Source organism: Chryseobacterium sp. KCF3-3 (assembly GCF_045865955.1).
Lineage (GTDB): Bacteria > Bacteroidota > Bacteroidia > Flavobacteriales > Weeksellaceae > Chryseobacterium.
The window spans coordinates 2,494,382-2,513,214 of record NZ_AP035792.1; the positions used below are offsets into that span (position 1 = coordinate 2,494,382).

Consider the following 18,833-nt stretch of genomic DNA (forward strand, 5'->3'; position numbering starts at 1 on the left):
TTATTTAATTAATTTAATAACATTAATAATAATATTTGTAACACCTCAGTCTTTTCATGATGACACTACTAAATCTTTTGATAATTTAATTATTACGGTTACAATATTGAACGTACTTTTAGGAAGCTTAAAAAAAATTAATATTAAAAAATATAATTTTTACATAGTTTCCTTACTACAACTGATTTATTGTATAATAACTATTAGTTATTATGATCATAATAATTTTTATTGGTTAAGATTATTTGCTATTTTTTCGAAGGAAAATAAAGTTTTCAATGTTGATCTCTTAAGCTCATTAGACACTTTAATGTATTATATTATACTAATTATTGTCATTTTGCATTTGAGAAATCTTTTTTTGATTCTTTTTCAGATTTTTTTAAAAGATAAAAAGAAAAAGGTTACATAAGATAATTTACTGCTAGTTGAAGTGGTAATGTTTCAAATGTATTAGTGAAAAATTAGGGTATTGATTTCAATACCCTAATTTTGAATCTTACCTAAAAATACCCGTGACAATGCGAAAGATCTTGAAGAAAGGAACTATTATCCTTTGGGATTAAACCATATTGGAAATATATTTTCTCCGTTTGGAAGTTTCTATAGCTATAAATACAATGGTAAAGAACTTCAAGAAAGTGGGATGTATGACTATGGTGCAAGAATGTATATGCCGGATTTGGGAAGATGGGGTGTAACAGATCCATTAGCAGAAGGGTTCAGACGATTTAGCCCTTACCATTATGGAGCTGACAATCCTGTTATGTTTATAGATCCTGATGGGATGAGAAATGTTCCTTATGATAATGGGGGGATTATCAATAATGTTCCTGATGGTTCATATTGGTTTGCCGGGATGAATGGGAATTTCACTTATACTCCTCAATTTAAACAAGGAAGTCGTAATGGTGGAGGTTCTACTCAGGGGACTTTTGGAAATACACAGGCATATAGAGACCTAATGTTAGCTACGCAAAATAAAGGAACATTTGGTTTGACAAATACCAATGGGGCTATGAAATGGTGGACTGATATACCTGACAGTTATGATAAAGAAGGAAATTTTGTGAAGGGTGTTGGTGGGTTTAATATTCTAAAATTATTAGGTAATGGTTTATTAGGACTTACGAATGATATAGAAAGTGCAAGTCATTCTTTAATGAAATATCAAACAGAAGATTTTTTTAAAGACACTGAAAAACATTTAAATGGGCAATTAGGAAATGCTAATATGATAATAGATGAGTATAATAAATTATCTAGTGTAAACAAAATAAATGCTTCAACTTTTCTTTCAGCAGTCAGTGGTATTAGAGCCGGAAAGATTTTAAGATCAACTGAAGGATTTATGAATTCTGCGGGTAAAATTTCTAAAAGATTAGGCTATGTTGGTACAGCATTAACGGCTGGGGTAACATTATATGAGTTTGGAACTGATACTTGGGATGCTCATTCAATTGTAAATCTTGGTCTATTAGGTGCAACAGCTATTGCTACATTTGCCACAGCTCCTGTTATAGTTGCAGCAGCTCCTGCTATTCTTGCAGGGATTGCAATTTATGGAGTAGCAGACTATATGTTTGGAGTAGGCGATCAGTTAGATAAGAGTATTGGTAGAAAATCTACAATTTGGTACCCATAAAAAAAATATTAAATGAAAAAATATAAATTTAAAAATTTTTCAATAAAAAGACTAATATTGTTTATGTCTTTTGCTTTTATTTTAGTAATAATATTAACTATACTAACTTCTATTTATTATAATCCAAAAATTTTTCCTGCGATTGTACTTTTTGTATTATCAGCTTTAAGCTTTATGTTAATTAAGAATAATTGTACGATTACATATAATATAATTTTGGATAATGATTATATTTTTTTTAACAATAAAAAAATTGATATAATAGATATTCGTAATTATAATTTTAGTGAAACTGAAAAATTTTATGGATGTAGATTAGTCTTTAAATCTTATAAATTTTTTTTAAATATTCCTAAAAAAGACAGCGGTAATTATTTAAATTTTAAAGAAGATTTAATTGAAATTATCACTTTACAGAATAAAAAAAGAAGTAATGATTTGATTGTTGAATACAATTGGTATAATACTAAATCAGCTAAGATTTATGGTTATATAATGATTGGGATAATGTTAACATGGCTAATGTTAATGGTAATGTTTCCTAATAAATTGAATCTATCAAATTTAGGATTGTTCTTAATTGTTTCAGTAGGCCTTTTACCAATTTTATTGAGGATTTTTAAAAATAATAGATCAGTATAGAAAACTGGCAATACTAATTAATAATTTTTGACAACAAAATAGAGCATTGATTTCAATGCTTTATTTTAAAATACTAGTAAACTTACTTGAAAATTCCAGAATAAGTTTTAACATGTAATCCTTAATAGATAATTCTCAAAAAAATTGTAGATTTTGACGACTTATTATTCAATCAGCTAAACGAATTGGATGATAAATATTATGAATTGGAACAAGAGAATATTATGAATCTATTGGAAAATTATTTGAATAATTATAAAAAATGAAACTACTAGATTTAGTAAAATATTTTAGAGATGGAAGCTCTTTTGACGAGTTTTGTCACAAGCAATCTTTGGATCTTGAATCTGAAGCTATTGAAATTTACATGGAACAGCCCTTGAAAATTGACAATGATCTGGCTTTCTTTGAAATTGAGAAAACAGAAGGTAATTATGAATATTCAAGTGATGGTGTAGAATATTCTAATTTATTTGATTTCTATTACTTTCTGGATGCTATTGATGAGTCAAATAATGCAGAAAATAGTTCCGTAAGTAATGAGAACTTAACAAAGCTTCTTTATGACTATGCAATTAATGATGCATAAATATTAAAATTTGGAATTCACTTAAATAATTAAATGGCTCCTGTTTAATACCTCAAACAGGAGCCTATTTTTTTCCAATTGAGTAAATTATATTAATTCTAATTGCTGGACATCGGAAACTTTTTCTTGAAATTTATAAAAGGCTATAAATGATAGGGTCTAGAAGTTTCGCCAAGTACTAGACTGCTTCTAGAGCAAGACTTTATATTGTTTCTGGTAAGACAGAGTTAGCAAAGAAAATCTTAATTCGCTATGCCGAAAAATCTTGGTGGCCTGTAGAACATCTTCAGGTTTTACCTATGAAAATCTTTCAATATGGAGAATTATTGCCAATTTTAAGTAATGAATTAAAAATGGAAATTTTAAGTTTACCCAAAGCTAGATTAGTAAAATAGTCAAACTACGAAATAAAAGAAAGTATTGAAACAGTATAATGATGATAAATAGTGTGTAGCACAAACGTATTAATTATATCTAATCTTTTTTAATAAGAAACAGGTAATCTAATGATTACCTGTTTTATTTTTAATCTAAGTATCAAGTAACGTTTAGATATTTGAAATCAGAATATAATTTCTATTGTGGTTGACACAAATATTGACACTTTTATTATTTTATTTTGTATAATGTGTTTATTTTTAATTGTTTATGTTTGCTGTATTTGGTTCCAAAGATATTGAAGTAGTTTTTCCGTCATAAGTGTGACGTAAATATAATAGAAAAATTATACTTTCGTCAGCTCCTTATTAAAATTTTCTATGGTTGTTCTATACATTTTCTCATAGATAGGAAGAATGTTTTTCAAATCGAATTTTATCGCCTGATCTTTCGCATTTTGCTTCATTTTGGCTAAAAGTTCGTCATTACTCAACAGCTTGATGGTGTAGTTGCTCATGGCTTCCACATTTCCGATTTCAGCAAGATAACCTGTCTCTCCCTGGATATTCACCTCAGGAATTCCACCTGCATTGGAACTGATGACCGGTGTATAAGCTGCCATGGCTTCCAAAGCTGCAAGACCGAAACTTTCCTGTTCAGAAGGCAGAAGAAATACATCCGAAAGCTGCAAGATTTTATAAAGATCATTTACTTTTCCTAAAAGACGGATTTTGGAAATAAGATCAGGATTTTCTTCCAGGAACTGATTCACTTTTTCCATATCAGGACCTTCACCAATGATGATCAGCTTAGATTTAACTTTTCTCTCCACATTCTTAAAGATCTGTAGCACTTCGTCTACACGTTTTACAGGACGAAGATTGGATACGTGGATCAGGATTTTTTCATCAGGATTGGCAAACTGTGTTCTCTGGCACTCAGAACAGTCGTCAAATTCTGAATTATCAATAAAATTGGTAATGACCTGAATTTCTTTTTTGATGTTGAAAAACTGAAGAGTATCTTTTTTCAGACTTTCAGAAACTGAAGTAATAGCATCAGATTGATTGATCGAAAATTCTACCGCATGTTTATAACTTGGATGCTGGCCTACAAGGGTAATATCTGTACCGTGCAATGTAGTGACCAACGGGATATCATTATTGTCTTCCTTCAGCATTTGTTTTGCAGTAAAAGCAGCATATGCATAAGGAATGGCATAATGTGCATGAAGAAGATCCAGTTTATAAAGATTAACAACCCTATAGATCATCGAGCTTAACGCAATATCATAAGGCTGATACTGGAAAAGCGGATACGTCTGAACATTTACCCTGTGAAAGAAAATATTCGGGTTGGTGATATCTAATCTTGCAGGAAGTGCAGAACTGATGAAATGTACTTCATATCCTTTATTGGCAAGGGACATTCCTAATTCTGTTGCTACAATTCCGCTTCCTCCATAGGTGGGATAGCAAAGTATGCCTATTTTCATTAGATTATTGTTGTTTTAATTTTGTATTATTTGGTGTTTGTTGAGGTTGTCAAATTAAGATCTATACCCATTCCAGGTTTCAACTGATCATTGACCAATACTGGCAGTTTTCCCCATATTTTTGTTTTTCCGTTGAAAGCATCTGCAGTTGCATTCATAGAATCATCATTGTTTTCATAAGAAACAAGAACCGTTGAAACTTTTGAAATATCAATATCCTTTAATGCATAAGCACTTCCGAAGACATTCAGAATGACATTTTGATTTTTGGTAAGATCAGAAAGTACTTTTTTAGATTCTGCAGAGATTTTATATGGCTTATAAGCTGTTAAATTATCCTTATGGAAACCTACGATAACTGTAGAACCGGCAGGAATAGTATTAATTTCTCCCGCTTTTTTAATGATAACATTGTTACCCAATCTGTTGGCAAAAGTCTGATAAGGAGCTTCTTCAAGAGGAACATAATAAACCTGTTTTCCTGTAAGAGGCAGTAATTTCTTTTCATCCTTTAATAAAGTCAATGCATTGGAATAAAGATTCTGTACCAACTGAGCGTGAGAATTATTATTCAAATCAGTATTGATATTCTCCGGATTTTTAGGAGTGTATTGAGTCAATCCAAGGAAATATTTGGTTAAAAGGATTTTCTTCACACTTTCCTCTACTCTGGATTGAGAAATTTCTCCTTTATCAAGAGCTTTCTGGATCAATTTTTTACCTTCAGAAACACCTTGTGAGAAAAGCATGATATCATTTCCTGCTTTAAAGGCCATAGCATCCAGTTCACCTGGTTTGTATTTGTTCGCTACAGCACCCATGTTTAAAGCATCGGTAATGATTAAACCTTTATAACCCAGTTTGTCTTTCAGTAATCCTGTAATGATATTTTTAGAAACAGAAGCTGGAATTCCTTTTCCTGATTCTAAGCTTGGAACATATAAGTGAGCCACCATTACACCACCGATTCCTTTATTCATCAACGCTTTGAATGGTGCTAGTTCTACGGTATTAAGTCTGTCAATATTGTGAGAAACTACAGGAAGATCAAGGTGAGAGTCTGTGCTGGTATCACCGTGCCCCGGAAAGTGTTTGATTGCTGCTAAGATGTTGTTATCCTGAAGACCATTGGAGTAGGATAGGGCAGAGCTGATTACATTATTCACTTCAGAGCCGAAGCTTCTGTTCCCGATAATCGGATTATTAGGATTGGTATTGACATCTACCACAGGTGCAAAATCCCAGTTGATTCCCATTCTGTGACAATCTTCTGCAATTTTTGCAGCCATCTGATACACCAGATTTTTATCCTGAATAGCACCTAATGTCATGGCCCAAGGAAATTTGTGAGCAGTAGCAATTCTCTGGTACAATCCCCATTCTGCATCCATCCCAATCATTAAAGGAACTTTAGACTTTTGCTGAAATTCATTGACGAGATTGATTTCCCTTGCGGCATCATCCTGCATTAAAATCAGACCTCCAATTTTATCATTGGTAACAATATTTCTTACCTGGCTGATATACTCTTCTCCTTTATTGGTATATAATGCTACAATAAAAAGCTGTCCTAGTTTTTCATCCTGAGAAAGATTTTTATATGTTTTATCAACCCATTGCTGCGCTTTTTTCAGATCTTCCTTAGAAGCATTTTTTGGCTGATACTGGGCTTTCACATTAGGGCTTATGAATGCGACAATAAAGAGTGAAGTATATAATAATTTCTTCATGACTTTTTGAATAAGAACAAAAATACAATTAAAAAAGTGAGGAAAACAAAGTTTTTGAGATTTTTGGTATATGATTTGAATACGCAATATAAATAATAACTAAACTTTACTAAAAATGAAAAAAATACTTCTCTTCTTATTCCTGGGTGCTGTAGGTTTTACTGCTTATAGCTGTGATAACGATGATGATGTTGTGGTAGCAAAAGATTATGATACGATCAACCAGTCATTTGATATTAGTCCAACTTTTACAAAAGTTACCGACAATCTTTACAGATGGAGTGATAGTTTTAAGAGCCCATTAATACAATCCGATATGGTGCTTGTTTATATGCAGGTGGATACTAATGGAGGTTCTCCTGTTTGGAGGCTTTTACCATTTACTTATTATGTAGGTAATGTGAATAATGATGCTGTGGATTACATTAATGAATTCAGTAAAACGGGTGTTACTATCAATATTAATTCTACTTCTACATTTAGTTTAACAGCCAATCCATCTTACTATCAGAATAAAAATTTCAGAGTTCTTATACTTCCTGCTAATGGAACGGGAACAGGTGGTGCAAAAATGGCTAAAGGAAGTACTGTAGATTACAACGATTATAAGAGTGTAATCCAATATTATAATATTGACGAGTCTAAAATCAAGACTAAATAATTTAGAAATATCTTTTCAGTTTTTTATAATTAAAAAAGCTCCGGGGGAACTGTCTCTCGGGGCTTTTGATTGATTAGGACAGGGGAAATAGTATCCAAGATTATTAAGCCTTTAATTTAACCTGAGTTCGGGATAAGAATTTCTGATTGAGATGGTTTTGAAGCTGGGAGATGGAAGCAGGAAGGTATGAAGAGCATCAACAATGGCTGTTTCTCCTTTTTAAGAGTCAATTTCAATTTGTTTAAACTTTTGTTTATTGAAATAGTAAGATGTATTAAGGTGTTGAGAGTATTAAGATGAGCTTCGCTTTAAGCTTAAAATCAGAATAATTCATCTTAACTATACTTTATTTCTTAAATCCTTCTTAATGGTTTTAATAGATATCCAATATTTTTTGATAAGTTGAAACAACTTCTGTATTTACTTGTGATGCGACTGTAATTTTATAACTAAAAATAATACCTCCATCCTATTTCTTCCCGATTCCCGCTTCCCGCCTTCAATATTACTTTACTTAACCCGAACTCAGGTTAATTTAAGTGTTTTTTCAGCTAATATAATTTGTCCGGAAATGAGTATTCTGGAAGGTAATTTATGGTGTATGAACCGGAAAAGGTTAATAAAAAAAGCTTCAGGAATATCTGAAGCTTTGGTTTTATTTAGTTATCATTGTCATCCAGAAGATGTCCAAAGAAATCTTTTTTTGTCTGCAGATATCCTTTGCTTATTTCATTCGCAGGAATCTGTAATGGTACTCTTGAGTTAAGGTGAATATTGCTGTCTACAACATATTTTACCTTTTCAGGATTATTGGTAAGAAGGTTGATATCTTTTACATCCAATAGATTAAGAATTTCAATGGCTACGCCAAAGTTTCTGTCGTCTGCAGGAAGTCCCAGTTCAAGATTAGCCTGTACAGTGTCCAGACCTTTTTCCTGTAGTGAGTATGCCTTCAGTTTATTGATGATCCCGATGTTTCTTCCTTCCTGGCGAAGGTAGATGATAATTCCACCGTTTTCATGGATATATTTCATTGCAGCATCCAATTGTTGACCGCATTCACATTTTTTTGAATGGAAAACTTCTCCGGTAATACATTCTGAATGGAAACGAACATTAACTGGTTTTGAGAAATCTGTATTTTCTGCAACAATGGCCATATGAGGCATCCAGTCGTTTTCGTTTTCGGAGAAAGCTATCATTCGGAAAGTGCCGTGCTCTGTGGGAACATTGGCTTCCGCCTGAATTTTAATCATTGATAGTTCAATTAGTTTTTAACTTCCTGGCAAAGTATCTTCAATAACAGAAATATTGGTTTTTAAACGCACCAGATATCTGTTAAGAACTTCATCGTCGTCTCTGTCAAGATTTTGCCTTAGCTTTTGAATTTTTTTGTATGATTTTTCGAAGCTTTTAAGGGCTCTGCCTTTTCCCGCAGAATTGCTGGCATCAATAGCATATAAATAATTCTGAAGACTGTATTTCAAGCTGGTAATCTCATCATTTAATCCGTTGTTTTTAAACTTGGGAAAAGTAGAAATCATGTTTGAAATTTCAGAAGCATTTACATTCTGTTTGATATTGATATTGAAATTCTTCTTTGAGCTTCTGTCTGAATCAGACCCTTTAGCATCACTATAAAAATTATTTGACAACGGAGAAAGATTAAGCTTTTCCGTTGCGCAGGAAGATGTTAATATGATAAGTACTCCAAAGAAAAATAGTCGTTTCATTTCTGTTGCCCTTTTTGATAAAGGATTGGGTTAAGACTTTCATCGTTGTACATTTTCATTTGTTTGTACACTTTCATCTTAACGTTACCGTTCTCAATATCAGTAAGCAACTGATCTATAGAAGTTGATAGGTCTTCTTTCTGAGTAAGCAGAACATCCAGTTTAGCCTGGCAGTTGTTTCTGTGTTCTTCAGAAGCAGATTCTCTATTAGCTTCTAACGACATATGATAAACCTTTAATGCAAGAATTGATAGCCTGTCTACTGCCCAAGCGGGAGTTTCTGTATTTATTTTTGCTTCAGGTTTAGGAGTTATATTTTCAAACTTATTAAGAAACCAGCTGTCAATATATTCTACCAGATCAGTTCTTTTCTGATTGGAGGCGTCTATTGTTCTCTTCAGTTGAAGAGCTTCTGCCGGATCAATATTTTCATCTCTAATTATATCTTCCAAATGCCATTGAACGGTATCAATCCAGTTCTTTGCATACAAAATCCGTTCCAAACTATCTTTTTCGAACGGGTTATTAATTAGAGTGTTAACGTCATCAGACACGTGATAGTCTTCAATAGCTTGATTGAAGACTTTCCATGCAGTCTCAGTAAATTTCATTAATTCTAAGGAATTTTAGTTGCTAGAAGAATTATTATTGTTGTTTGAAGAAGATTTATTTTCAGAACCTGGTTTGTCTTCTTCTTTTACTGCATCTTTAAATTCCTTGATTCCAGAACCTACTCCTCTCATTAATTCCGGAATTTTCTTTCCTCCAAAAAGTAATACCAAAAGTATTGCTACGATAAGGATGTGCTGCCAAGATAAGGCAAGTATTGTTAGTGTATTCATCTCTTAAAATTTTTGCAAAGTTACACTTTTTTTAATATGAAATCCAACCTAATGGATCAACTGGTGTACTTCCGTTCCATACTTGGAAATCAAGTGTATAAGCACCATCAAAATCCTGAGCTATTGTACCTACAGGAGTTCCTGATGAAACCTGCTGTCCTTTGGAAACACTTACATTTCCTAAGTTGGAATAAATGGTAAAATAACTTCCGTGTTTGATGATTACAGTCTTTGTTCCGTCATTGTTGGCGAGAACTGAAGATACTGATCCCGGGAATACAGATTTTGCGCGTGTACCTGAAGGGACGGAAATTTTAATCCCGTTATTTTCTTCAGTAATATTTTTGAAAACCGGGTGTGGTTGTCTTCCGAAACGGTGAGTGATTTGTCCGGCTCTGTCTGCAGGGTAACCAAGTCTTCCTCTGCTATCTGCAAAGCTGTTTCCGGTAGCGGTGGAAACTCCGTAACTTGTCATAGCTTTGGTCTCAGCTGCTTTTTTCTCTTCTTCTTTTCTTTTCGTAAGAGCTGCTTCTGCTGCTCTTGCTGCGGCCAATTTATCAGCAGCTTCTTTAGCTCTTGCATTGGCCTCATCAGAAGCCTTTTTAGCGGCTACTCTTCTTGCTTCATCTCTTGCATTAGCTTCTGCCTTTGCTGCGTCTTCATTACGTTTTCTTTCTTCTTCAGCTCTTTTAGCTGCAAGGTCTGCTGCTCTCTTGGCTTCTGCTTCTGCAAGTCTTCTTTCTCTTTCAAGGGCTTCCGCTCTTGCTTTAGCTTCTGCTTCGATTCTTGCTTTCTCTCTCTCAGCAGCTAGTTTTGCCAAACGTATTTTTTCTGCTTCAGCTTTTCTTCTGGCTTCTTCTTCCGCTTTGGCGATTCTGATCTCTTCTGCAATAATAGCTCTGATCTGTCCTTCCAATGCTTTAGACTGAACTTGTTTTTGCTTAAGTTCAGCGGTCAATTTAGATTCGTTTTTCTTGAAATCAGCAACCAGTTGTTCTTTCTGGGCTCTTTCAGTATTGATGGTGGCCAGGTCTTTCTGTTGGTTAACCAATAGATTTTCCTTCGCTTTTACAGAGTTTTGTTTCTGAGCGATGGTTTTTTTGATAAGATTAGCGGCATCTGTGATTTCAGCTGCTTTTTTATCCTGGTAGTCTGAGTATTGTTTCAGATATTGAACTCTACGTATGGCTTCTCCTAAATTTTTAGCAGAAAGTATAAAAGTTACTTTGTTCTGTACTCCTTTGTTTTTATAAGCATTCACCAAAACTTCAGCATAGTTTTTTCTTAAAACAGCCAGTTCTTTATTCTGACGGTTAATTTCCAGCTGACGTAAATAGATATCATCTTCAATGAATCTTTTTTCTTTCTGCGTGTTGTTATAAACCTTTTCTCTTAAGACCAATTTTTGGTTGACATTCGAGAGATAGGCCACGGAAAGCTTAGATTCACTTCTGGTTTTGGCTAAATCGGTATTTATTTGTGCAATTTGTTTTTTAAGTTCGGCATTCTGCTTTTGCAGCTGTTCTTTGGTCTGCTGTCCCTGGTGCAGTCCGAACATCAAAACACCTATTAAAAAGCTAAATTTTCTAATCATTTAATCTCAATTTTCTTATAACTGGATGGTACAGAATAAGGTGTTTCCATCCTCGAAAAGTCAAATTTCGTATTTTCCAGTAAAATTTGACTAGATTTTGAGCCTTTTATAATTATTTTAACATTTTTCGGAAGGCGTATTCCTTCGTATTCGTTCCAGTCGCTGTAAGAAACATCGAGCTCGTCTGAAGACAAAATATCTTTTAAATTGACATTCAATAAATCGTAATTGGTATCGTACTGAAGGGCTATTTTATATTCTCTGTTTTTTTCATCTGTTACAATTTTCTGATTGATGGTAGAAACCATTTTGAATCCTTGTGCATTTTGGGTAAGCGTAAACTGTTTGTCATTGATTTTTACAAAAGTTCTTCCCATTAAGATTTTCTCCAGAGATTTATAATCAATGAAATTAACATTCAGCAGATTATTAAGATAATCAAAATCGGAATCTATAAAGGTTTTATTGATCTTGTCCTGTCCTTTTATCCCTTCGGGAGTTGCAATACCTCTGGCTGCATTAATGAACAAGGCTCTGAGATTCATCCATACCTTTTTGTCATTTTCAATATAGATTGTTGCATCCAGTGTAGGAACATAGCTTCCTGTTTCTACTTTTATTTTACTGTCTATTTTGATCTGCTCGAATTTTGGTGGAATTAATACATGTTCATAGAAAGTAAGTTTATCGCTTACCGGTTCATTTACGTCTTTTGGATTTCCATTGTCTTTTGTAGTATTAATGCTGTCCCGTGTATGATCTGTATCATTTTGAACAGTGTTACGGGTCTTACAGGATGATAGAGCAAGAAGCAATAAAAGTAAAGGAATCCAATTTTTCATGTATTTATCTTTAATTAAAAATACGTTGCAATATTAACGCCAAACCACACAAAATGTTTTTGTGTGGTTTGATGATATGTTGTTTAAGTTAAATATTTTCTATTCTTATTTAGATAAAAAATCTAAAACGGAATAATCACCTAAAGAAATTTCTCTGGCAACTCCGAAATACTGTGCAGAATTACCGATCATAGAATTGGATAGGTTTCCGTGGTTGATTCTTGTGTTTTCCTGAACCAGAGAGTTTTCAATATTAGAATTGACAACAGTTGTATTGTTTCCTAAAGAAACACCAGGACCTACTTTTGAATTGGAGATTTTTACATTTTCTCCAATGAAGCATGGCTGAATGATCAGAGAGTTTTCAATCACAGCAGAAGCAGGATAGTTCTTCATTTCCTCTCTTTCATATTCAAGGATTTTGCTGTTGGTTTCTACTGTAGCATTTTTGTTACCACAATCCATCCAGTCATTTACTTTTCCAAGGGTAAACTTAGCTCCTTTCGCTCTAAGGTTTTCAAGGGCTGTTGTTAATTGATATTCACCTCCGTTTTTAATATCATTATCCATGATATAATTGATTTCTTCCATTAGCTTTTCAGCGCTGTTGAAATAATAAATACCGATGATAGCAAGATCAGAAACGTAAGTCGTTGGTTTTTCAACAAAGTCTGTAATAAAGCCGTAGTTATCCAATTTTACAACTCCGAAAGCAGATGGATCTTCAACGCTTTTCACCCAGATTACTCCGTCAGAATTTTTATCCAGTTGGAAATCTGCACGGAAAAGAGTATCTGCAAAAGCAATAACGATATCACCTTGCATAGACTGCTCAGCACATTTAATAGCATGAGCCGTTCCCAAAGGATCGTTCTGATAATAAATACTTCCTTTTGCTCCCAGCTTTTCAGCAATCTGAATAAGAGATCTTTCGATCTCAGGACCAAAATCTCCGATGATAAACGCTACCTCTTCAATATTTTCTCCTGCAACTTTAGCAATATCTTCCACCAATCTCTGTACGATAGGTTTTCCTGCAATAGGAATAAGAGGTTTTGGAACAGTCAGTGTATGTGGACGTAATCTGGAACCACGTCCAGCCATAGGGACAATAATTTTCATAAATTATATGTATAAAAGATGTTTTATAAGATGTTTAGAATATGAAGGCTAAAGATAATAATTAAAACCTTTGTGGTACTATGATTTATATCTTTTTAAATATTTGTTTAAATTAACAATAGGTTGGTGTACAAGCAAAATAAAGACCAAAGTTTAATTCTTTCTGATTCTCGATAAAATCAGGTTTTTCTCAGAATAAATCAAAATTCCGGTAAAGATTAAAAAGAGTAGATTGCTTGCTAGAATATTATAGTTGAGATACTTTACAATGATGAAACTAAAAACCCCAAGCAGTATCAGAAAGAAAGACATTTTCTTCATTCTGTAAGGAATAGGATAATATTTTTGACCTAACAGGTAAGAAACAATCATCATAATAATATAAGCTCCAAAAGTAGCCCATGCTGAACCCATCATGCTGTGATAATAATTTAAAGCAAGAAAATTAAGTCCTATGTTGATCCCTGCTCCGAGCCATGAAATGACAGTTCCCATACTGGTTCTGTCTGTTACTTTATACCATGTTGAAAAGTTATAATATATTCCAAAACAAAGATTAGCAATAACAATGATCGGGATGATATCTATTGCAATCCAATACGATTTATTAGGAATAAAAACGGCTTTCAACCATGATATATTGGCAATGATTCCCAGTGCTACAGCACAGGCGAAAAACGCAAAATATTCTGCTACTTTGGCGTAGGTTTTTTTCGCATCTCCTTTATCCATCTGTTTAAAGAAGAAAGGCTCAATACCCATTCTGTAAGCGGTAACAAATAACGTCATCAGTACAGCAAGTTTATAGCACCCTCCGTAAGCACCGGCTTCTTCATCGGAAATATAATTTCTCTGTATGGATTTATCAAAGTTTTCATTCACCATAAAAGCCAGACCTGCCAGCATCAGTGGGAAGGAGTATTTGATCATACGTCCGAACAATGAAGTGACAAACTGAAATCTTACCTTTAATATAATAGGAAGTAATAATAAAAAACCTAAGGCACTTCCTGCCAGATTACTGAAGAACGGATAATCTACATTTTGATCCAGCCCCATACTTCTTGATATGTTTTCCGGAATCCAGAAGAATAAAGCAGCAGTGAAAACAGCCTGAAAAATAGCCTGAACAACTCTTACCGCAGAATATTTGATGGGTTTATTGTGGAAACGAAGCCATGCAAAAGGAATCACCAATAAATTGTCAAAAAAAGCAATCATGGCAAACCATCTGATGTATTCAGGGTTATCGTGGTATCCCGCATAATCTGCAATGGGTTGATTGAACAAATAGCACAATGCAAGGAAAAGAGTGGATGTAGAAAATAAAAACCAAAATGAGGTATTGAATGTTTTTTTCTCGTTATCCTCTTCGGCTGAAAATCTAAAATACGCTGTTTCAAAACCAAAAGATAGGATAATGTTAACAAATGAAATCCACGCATAAAGTTGAGTGAAAATCGCAAAACCTTCATTGGGAATCTTATAGATCAAAAGTGGATTAAGGATAAATAGAATGATTCTTGGTGCTATTGCTCCTACTCCGTAGATGATTGTTTGTCCTAATAGTTTTTTATACAAAGCCGAATTTTTTTTGCAAATGTAAAACTTTAAGCATTCGTTTGGTTATTTTGAAGTTAATTAAAACTGAAAATCTTAATTTTGTGTAGAAATAAATTGAAATGAAAGTTCTTATAAAAAATGTAAATATTGTTAACGAAGGAAAAGTCTTTGAAAGCGATATCTTAATAGAAAATGATTTAATATCTAAAATAGCTGCCGGTATTTCTGAAGATGCAGATCAGGTTATTGATGGTTCAGGAAAATATCTTCTTCCCGGAGTAATTGATGATCAGGTGCATTTCCGTGATCCGGGCCTTACTCACAAAGGAGATATTGAAACTGAATCAAGATCTGCCATTGCAGGTGGAATAACCAGTTTTATCGATCAGCCAAATACTGTTCCCAATGCGGTTACCCAGGAATTATTAGCAGACAAGTATGAGATTGCTTCTCAAAAAGCATATGCTAACTATGGTTTTATGATGGGCGGAACGAATGACAATCTGGAGGAAGTTTTAAAAACAAATCCTAGAAATGTTCCGGGAATTAAATTATTCTTAGGATCATCTACAGGAAATATGCTGGTAGATAATCCTGAAACACTTGAGAATATTTTCAGTAATACTAAAATGCTGATTGCTGTTCACTGTGAAGATGAAGCTACCATCAGAGCCAATACACAGAAATATATGGATGAATACGGGGATGATATTCCTGTAAAATTCCATCATCTGATCAGAAGTGAAGAAGCATGTTATAAATCTTCATCCAAAGCCATTGAACTTGCGAAAAAAACGGGAGCTAGACTTCACGTTTTCCACCTTTCAACAGCAAAGGAAATGGAGCTTTTCCGAAATGACATTCCTCTAAAAGATAAAAAGATCACTGCTGAGGTATGTGTTCATCACCTTACATTTACCAACGATGATTACGAAACAAGAGGAAATCTTATCAAATGGAATCCGGCTGTAAAAACCCAAAAGGATAAAGATGCACTTTGGGAAGCATTGCTGGATGACAGAATAGACGTGATTGCTACAGACCACGCTCCGCATACCGCAGAAGAGAAAAATAATGTATATACAAAATGCCCTTCTGGAGCACCTTTGGTACAACATTCACTGGTTGTGATGCTTGAAAACTATAAGAACGGTAAAATATCTCTTGAGAAAATCGTTGAAAAAATGTCTCATAATCCTGCCATTCTTTTCAAAGTTGAAAAAAGAGGTTTTGTAAGAGAAGGCTATAAAGCAGATCTTGTTTTAGTAGATTTAAATCAAGACTGGACGGTTTCCAAAGACAATTTACTGTACAAATGTGGTTGGAGTCCGCTGGAAGGAATGAATTTCCACTCTAAAGTTACCCATACTTTTGTTAATGGACATCTGGTGTATGACAATGGAAAAATTGCAGAGGAGAAATTTGGTGAGAGGCTACTTTTTGAACCAAGAGATTAATAAGAAAAATCGTAAAATATTCCAGATATATTGGGGTATTATAAATTCAATAGGAGCGGGCTTTAGCCCGCTCTTTTATTTTGAAAAACTCCATTGGCTTTAGCCAAAACTTATTCTTAGTTATCGTAGATGTAGGAGATTACGCAGATTTTTTTAACCCAATCATCTGCTCAATCCGCAATAGATTTATTCATTATTTACTTTTTCGCTTTATTCCCCATATAAAAAGTAAGTTTCCCGCCATTCATAATTTCAGAATGCTTCAATGTAAAGTTTTTAATCTCTTTTCCATTCAAAAGAACCTTCTGAACATATACATTTTTCGAACTTTGATTGATCGCTTCGATTTCAAAAGTTTTTCCGTTTTCCAGATTCAATACAGCGTTATCAATGGCAGGACTGCCGATAGCATAATCTTCAGAACCGGGAGCTACAGGATAAAATCCTAATGAACTTAAAATATACCATGCACTCATTTGTCCGGCATCATCATTTCCTCCCAGTCCGTCTGGTGTTGCTTTGTATTGCATTTCCAGAATACGGCGGATTTGTGCCTGTGCTTTCCATGGCTGTCCGGCCCAGTTATAGAAATAAGCTACATGGTGAGCAGGTTCATTTCCGTGAACATATCCACCAATAATTCCTTCCCGGGTAATATCTTCAGTGTCTGCAAAGAATTCATCTGGTAGATGCATCGTGAAAAGTTCATCAAGTTTTGAAGCAAATTTCTTCTTTCCACCCATCATCGTAATCAGTTCAGCTGGATTTTGTGGAACAAAGAAACTGTAGTTCCATGAGTTTCCTTCAATAAAACCTTGCCCGTGGGTGCTTAATACATCAAAATCCTTTTTAAAGCTTCCATCAGCCAGACGGGGACGCATAAACCCGATGGTTTTGTCAAAATTATTTTTCCAGTTTTCAGACCGTTTGATAAACTGGTTGTAGATTTCTGTTTTGTTTAAATGTTTTGCCAGTTGAGCAATAGCCCAGTCATCATAGGCATATTCCAGGGTATTGGAAACTGAAGTTCCGTTTTTCTCAGCCGGAATATAGCCTAGGTCAATATATTGTCCGATGCCTTCGTAATTTCTTTTATTAGCAGTTTCTATACATGCTTTTAAGGCTTCTTCAGGATCACCTGCATAATTTCCTTTAATAATGGCATCAGCAACGACGCTTACACTGTGATATCCACTCATACACCAGTTGTCATTGGCATAATGTGACCAGATAGGCAGCATTTTCATCGAAAACTGATTGTAATGAGCCATCATAGACTTTACCATATCACCATTTCGTTTAGGCTGGATGATATTAAAGAATGGATGTAGTGTACGATAAGTATCCCACAGAGAGAAGGTTGTATAATTGGTAAAACCATCTACTTTGTGAACATTCTGATCCAACCCTTTATATTCTCCATTAACGTCCATATAAGTTGTAGGGTTAATGAAGGTATGATACATTGCTGTATAGAAATTCGTTTTTTCTGTGTCGGAGCCCTTTATAACAATTTTATTTAATTCCTTATTCCAGTTGTCCTGGGCTTGAGCTTTAGCCTGATCGAAGGTTATATTTCCGGCTTCTTTTTCAAGATTTTCCAAAGCATTGGTCTGGCTTACCGGAGAAATAGCCAATTTTACTTCAATGGCCTCATTTTCATTGGTATCAAAATCAAAGAACATTTTCAGATCCTTACCTGCGATTTCCGGGAAATTCTGATTTTGGTCGAATTTTCGCCAAAACCCTTTATAAACTTGTTTCTCATCATAATTTTTCTGACCGTAAGATTTAAAAGGTTTTGAAAACTTCATGGCGAAATAAACGGTTCTGGTTCTTGCCCAGCCATTGGTCTGTCGGTAACCTGTGATGGTGTTTCCGTTTTCTACACGAACGTATGTCCATACATTTTTTCCATCATAGTTATAAATACCTGCCATGAGATCCAGAATAATATGAGACTGGTCAGATTTCGGGAAAGTATAGCGGTGAATTCCTACTCTTGGTGTTGCAGTCAGTTCTGCAAGGATATTGTGATCATCCAGTTTTACTTTATAATATCCGGCTTCTGCTGTTTCGTTCTGGTGTGAAAATCTACTTCTGTACCCACTCCCAGGATTGGAAGCTGTTCCCGGATTCAACTTAAGTTTTCCTACAGTAGGCATCACCAGAAAATCTCCGAGATCGGAATGTCCTGTTCCGCTGAAATGGGTAGAACTGAAACCAACAATGGTTTTATCTTCATAACGGTAACCGGCGCAGTATTTATAAACCTCACCATTATACTTTCCGTTAAGTTCATATGAGATGGAGTCTGTTTCAGGGCTTAGCTGTACAGCACCAAAAGGAACAGTTGCTCCCGGATACGTATGTCCCATCTTTTCGGTTCCGATCAGAGGATTGACATATTGTATTAATTTTTCAAATTTTTGAGCCTTAAACTGTGTACTTACACATAAAAGAAATAGAAAAACAGTAGATCTGTGATTTTTCATTAATGATCAATTTTCAAAGTTTAAAATTAATTAAAATCATCATTT

At 34.2% G+C, this 18,833-nt stretch carries 16 protein-coding genes; 5 read left to right on the forward strand and 11 right to left on the reverse strand.

What is annotated here, in order from left to right; genetic code table 11:
* Positions 1–556 precede the first annotated feature (556 nt).
* The 3 genes from ACKTTZ_RS11160 (at position 557) to ACKTTZ_RS11170 (ending at position 2,876) form a co-directional block, all read left to right on the forward strand.
* Positions 557–1,645, forward strand: coding sequence for an RHS repeat-associated core domain-containing protein (locus tag ACKTTZ_RS11160; RefSeq protein WP_407848850.1), 1,089 nt, complete (start codon positions 557–559; stop codon positions 1,643–1,645).
* Between the two features lie 12 nt (positions 1,646–1,657).
* Positions 1,658–2,287, forward strand: a complete 630-nt coding sequence (locus tag ACKTTZ_RS11165; protein ID WP_253316411.1) for a hypothetical protein — start codon at positions 1,658–1,660, stop codon at positions 2,285–2,287.
* Positions 2,288–2,549: 262 nt separating this feature from the next.
* Positions 2,550–2,876, forward strand: a complete 327-nt coding sequence (locus ACKTTZ_RS11170; protein WP_253316412.1) for a hypothetical protein — start codon at positions 2,550–2,552, stop codon at positions 2,874–2,876.
* A 724-nt stretch (positions 2,877–3,600) separates the two neighbouring features.
* Here the strand turns inward: ACKTTZ_RS11170 and bshA are convergent.
* Both bshA and ACKTTZ_RS11180 read right to left on the reverse strand, forming a co-directional pair.
* Complete coding sequence (gene bshA, locus ACKTTZ_RS11175) at positions 3,601–4,749, reverse strand: N-acetyl-alpha-D-glucosaminyl L-malate synthase BshA (protein WP_034695707.1); 1,149 nt, start codon at positions 4,747–4,749, stop codon at positions 3,601–3,603.
* 26 nt (positions 4,750–4,775) lie between these two features.
* Positions 4,776–6,479 carry a glycoside hydrolase family 3 protein gene (locus ACKTTZ_RS11180; RefSeq protein ID WP_407848853.1) on the reverse strand — a complete coding sequence of 568 codons (1,704 nt, stop codon included), beginning with the start codon at positions 6,477–6,479 and terminating at the stop codon, positions 4,776–4,778.
* Between the two features lie 115 nt (positions 6,480–6,594).
* Here ACKTTZ_RS11180 and ACKTTZ_RS11185 point away from each other — a divergent pair, with 115 nt between their 5' ends.
* Positions 6,595–7,140 (forward strand): hypothetical protein, encoded by a 546-nt coding sequence (locus ACKTTZ_RS11185; protein WP_407848855.1) that lies wholly within the window; start codon positions 6,595–6,597, stop codon positions 7,138–7,140.
* A 659-nt stretch (positions 7,141–7,799) separates the two neighbouring features.
* Here ACKTTZ_RS11185 and ribA read toward each other — a convergent pair.
* The 8 genes from ribA to ACKTTZ_RS11225 all read right to left on the reverse strand — a co-directional run bounded on the left by ribA (position 7,800) and on the right by ACKTTZ_RS11225 (position 14,854).
* A complete protein-coding gene (gene ribA / locus ACKTTZ_RS11190) occupies positions 7,800–8,396 on the reverse strand; it encodes a GTP cyclohydrolase II (RefSeq protein WP_034695719.1) in 597 nt (198 codons plus the stop codon).
* An 18-nt stretch (positions 8,397–8,414) separates the two neighbouring features.
* Entirely contained in the window at positions 8,415–8,873 is a 459-nt protein-coding gene (locus tag ACKTTZ_RS11195; protein WP_253316416.1) for a hypothetical protein, read from the reverse strand.
* Positions 8,870–9,484: a DUF4254 domain-containing protein gene (locus tag ACKTTZ_RS11200; RefSeq protein ID WP_253316417.1), complete on the reverse strand. Its 615-nt coding sequence runs from the start codon at positions 9,482–9,484 to the stop codon at positions 8,870–8,872. Before ACKTTZ_RS11200 ends, ACKTTZ_RS11195 begins: the two co-directional genes overlap by 4 nt.
* A gap of 15 nt (positions 9,485–9,499) precedes the next feature.
* Positions 9,500–9,715 carry a twin-arginine translocase TatA/TatE family subunit gene (locus tag ACKTTZ_RS11205; RefSeq protein ID WP_034695724.1) on the reverse strand — a complete coding sequence of 72 codons (216 nt, stop codon included), beginning with the start codon at positions 9,713–9,715 and terminating at the stop codon, positions 9,500–9,502.
* A gap of 31 nt (positions 9,716–9,746) precedes the next feature.
* A complete protein-coding gene (locus tag ACKTTZ_RS11210; protein WP_034695725.1) occupies positions 9,747–11,309 on the reverse strand; it encodes a murein hydrolase activator EnvC in 1,563 nt (520 codons plus the stop codon).
* The gene (locus ACKTTZ_RS11215; RefSeq protein ID WP_407848858.1) at positions 11,306–12,151 is read right to left on the reverse strand and encodes a DUF4292 domain-containing protein; all 846 of its coding nucleotides are present in this window, start codon (positions 12,149–12,151) and stop codon (positions 11,306–11,308) included. Before ACKTTZ_RS11215 ends, ACKTTZ_RS11210 begins: the two co-directional genes overlap by 4 nt.
* A gap of 105 nt (positions 12,152–12,256) precedes the next feature.
* The gene (locus ACKTTZ_RS11220) at positions 12,257–13,273 is read right to left on the reverse strand and encodes a sugar phosphate nucleotidyltransferase (protein ID WP_034695730.1); all 1,017 of its coding nucleotides are present in this window, start codon (positions 13,271–13,273) and stop codon (positions 12,257–12,259) included.
* A 153-nt stretch (positions 13,274–13,426) separates the two neighbouring features.
* Positions 13,427–14,854 (reverse strand): oligosaccharide flippase family protein, encoded by a 1,428-nt coding sequence (locus ACKTTZ_RS11225; RefSeq protein ID WP_407848861.1) that lies wholly within the window; start codon positions 14,852–14,854, stop codon positions 13,427–13,429.
* 101 nt (positions 14,855–14,955) lie between these two features.
* Here ACKTTZ_RS11225 and ACKTTZ_RS11230 point away from each other — a divergent pair, with 101 nt between their 5' ends.
* Positions 14,956–16,293: a dihydroorotase gene (locus ACKTTZ_RS11230; RefSeq protein ID WP_034695734.1), complete on the forward strand. Its 1,338-nt coding sequence runs from the start codon at positions 14,956–14,958 to the stop codon at positions 16,291–16,293.
* A 197-nt stretch (positions 16,294–16,490) separates the two neighbouring features.
* On the opposite strand, the gene ACKTTZ_RS11235 is transcribed toward ACKTTZ_RS11230, so the two are convergent.
* Complete coding sequence (locus ACKTTZ_RS11235) at positions 16,491–18,788, reverse strand: GH92 family glycosyl hydrolase (RefSeq protein WP_407848863.1); 2,298 nt, start codon at positions 18,786–18,788, stop codon at positions 16,491–16,493.
* Positions 18,789–18,833: the final 45 nt, after the last annotated feature.

Coding starts and splice junctions, on each gene's coding strand:
- ribA (WP_034695719.1), bottom strand. CDS start 8,396: ATGATTAAAATTCAGGCGGAAGCCAATGTTCCCACAGAGCACGGCACT.
- ACKTTZ_RS11210 (WP_034695725.1), bottom strand. CDS start 11,309: ATGATTAGAAAATTTAGCTTTTTAATAGGTGTTTTGATGTTCGGACTG.
- ACKTTZ_RS11170 (WP_253316412.1), top strand. CDS start 2,550: ATGAAACTACTAGATTTAGTAAAATATTTTAGAGATGGAAGCTCTTTT.
- bshA (WP_034695707.1), bottom strand. CDS start 4,749: ATGAAAATAGGCATACTTTGCTATCCCACCTATGGAGGAAGCGGAATT.
- ACKTTZ_RS11165 (WP_253316411.1), top strand. CDS start 1,658: ATGAAAAAATATAAATTTAAAAATTTTTCAATAAAAAGACTAATATTG.
- ACKTTZ_RS11185 (WP_407848855.1), top strand. CDS start 6,595: ATGAAAAAAATACTTCTCTTCTTATTCCTGGGTGCTGTAGGTTTTACT.
- ACKTTZ_RS11230 (WP_034695734.1), top strand. CDS start 14,956: ATGAAAGTTCTTATAAAAAATGTAAATATTGTTAACGAAGGAAAAGTC.
- ACKTTZ_RS11180 (WP_407848853.1), bottom strand. CDS start 6,479: ATGAAGAAATTATTATATACTTCACTCTTTATTGTCGCATTCATAAGC.
- ACKTTZ_RS11215 (WP_407848858.1), bottom strand. CDS start 12,151: ATGAAAAATTGGATTCCTTTACTTTTATTGCTTCTTGCTCTATCATCC.
- ACKTTZ_RS11195 (WP_253316416.1), bottom strand. CDS start 8,873: ATGAAACGACTATTTTTCTTTGGAGTACTTATCATATTAACATCTTCC.
- ACKTTZ_RS11205 (WP_034695724.1), bottom strand. CDS start 9,715: ATGAATACACTAACAATACTTGCCTTATCTTGGCAGCACATCCTTATC.
- ACKTTZ_RS11220 (WP_034695730.1), bottom strand. CDS start 13,273: ATGAAAATTATTGTCCCTATGGCTGGACGTGGTTCCAGATTACGTCCA.
- ACKTTZ_RS11235 (WP_407848863.1), bottom strand. CDS start 18,788: ATGAAAAATCACAGATCTACTGTTTTTCTATTTCTTTTATGTGTAAGT.
- ACKTTZ_RS11200 (WP_253316417.1), bottom strand. CDS start 9,484: ATGAAATTTACTGAGACTGCATGGAAAGTCTTCAATCAAGCTATTGAA.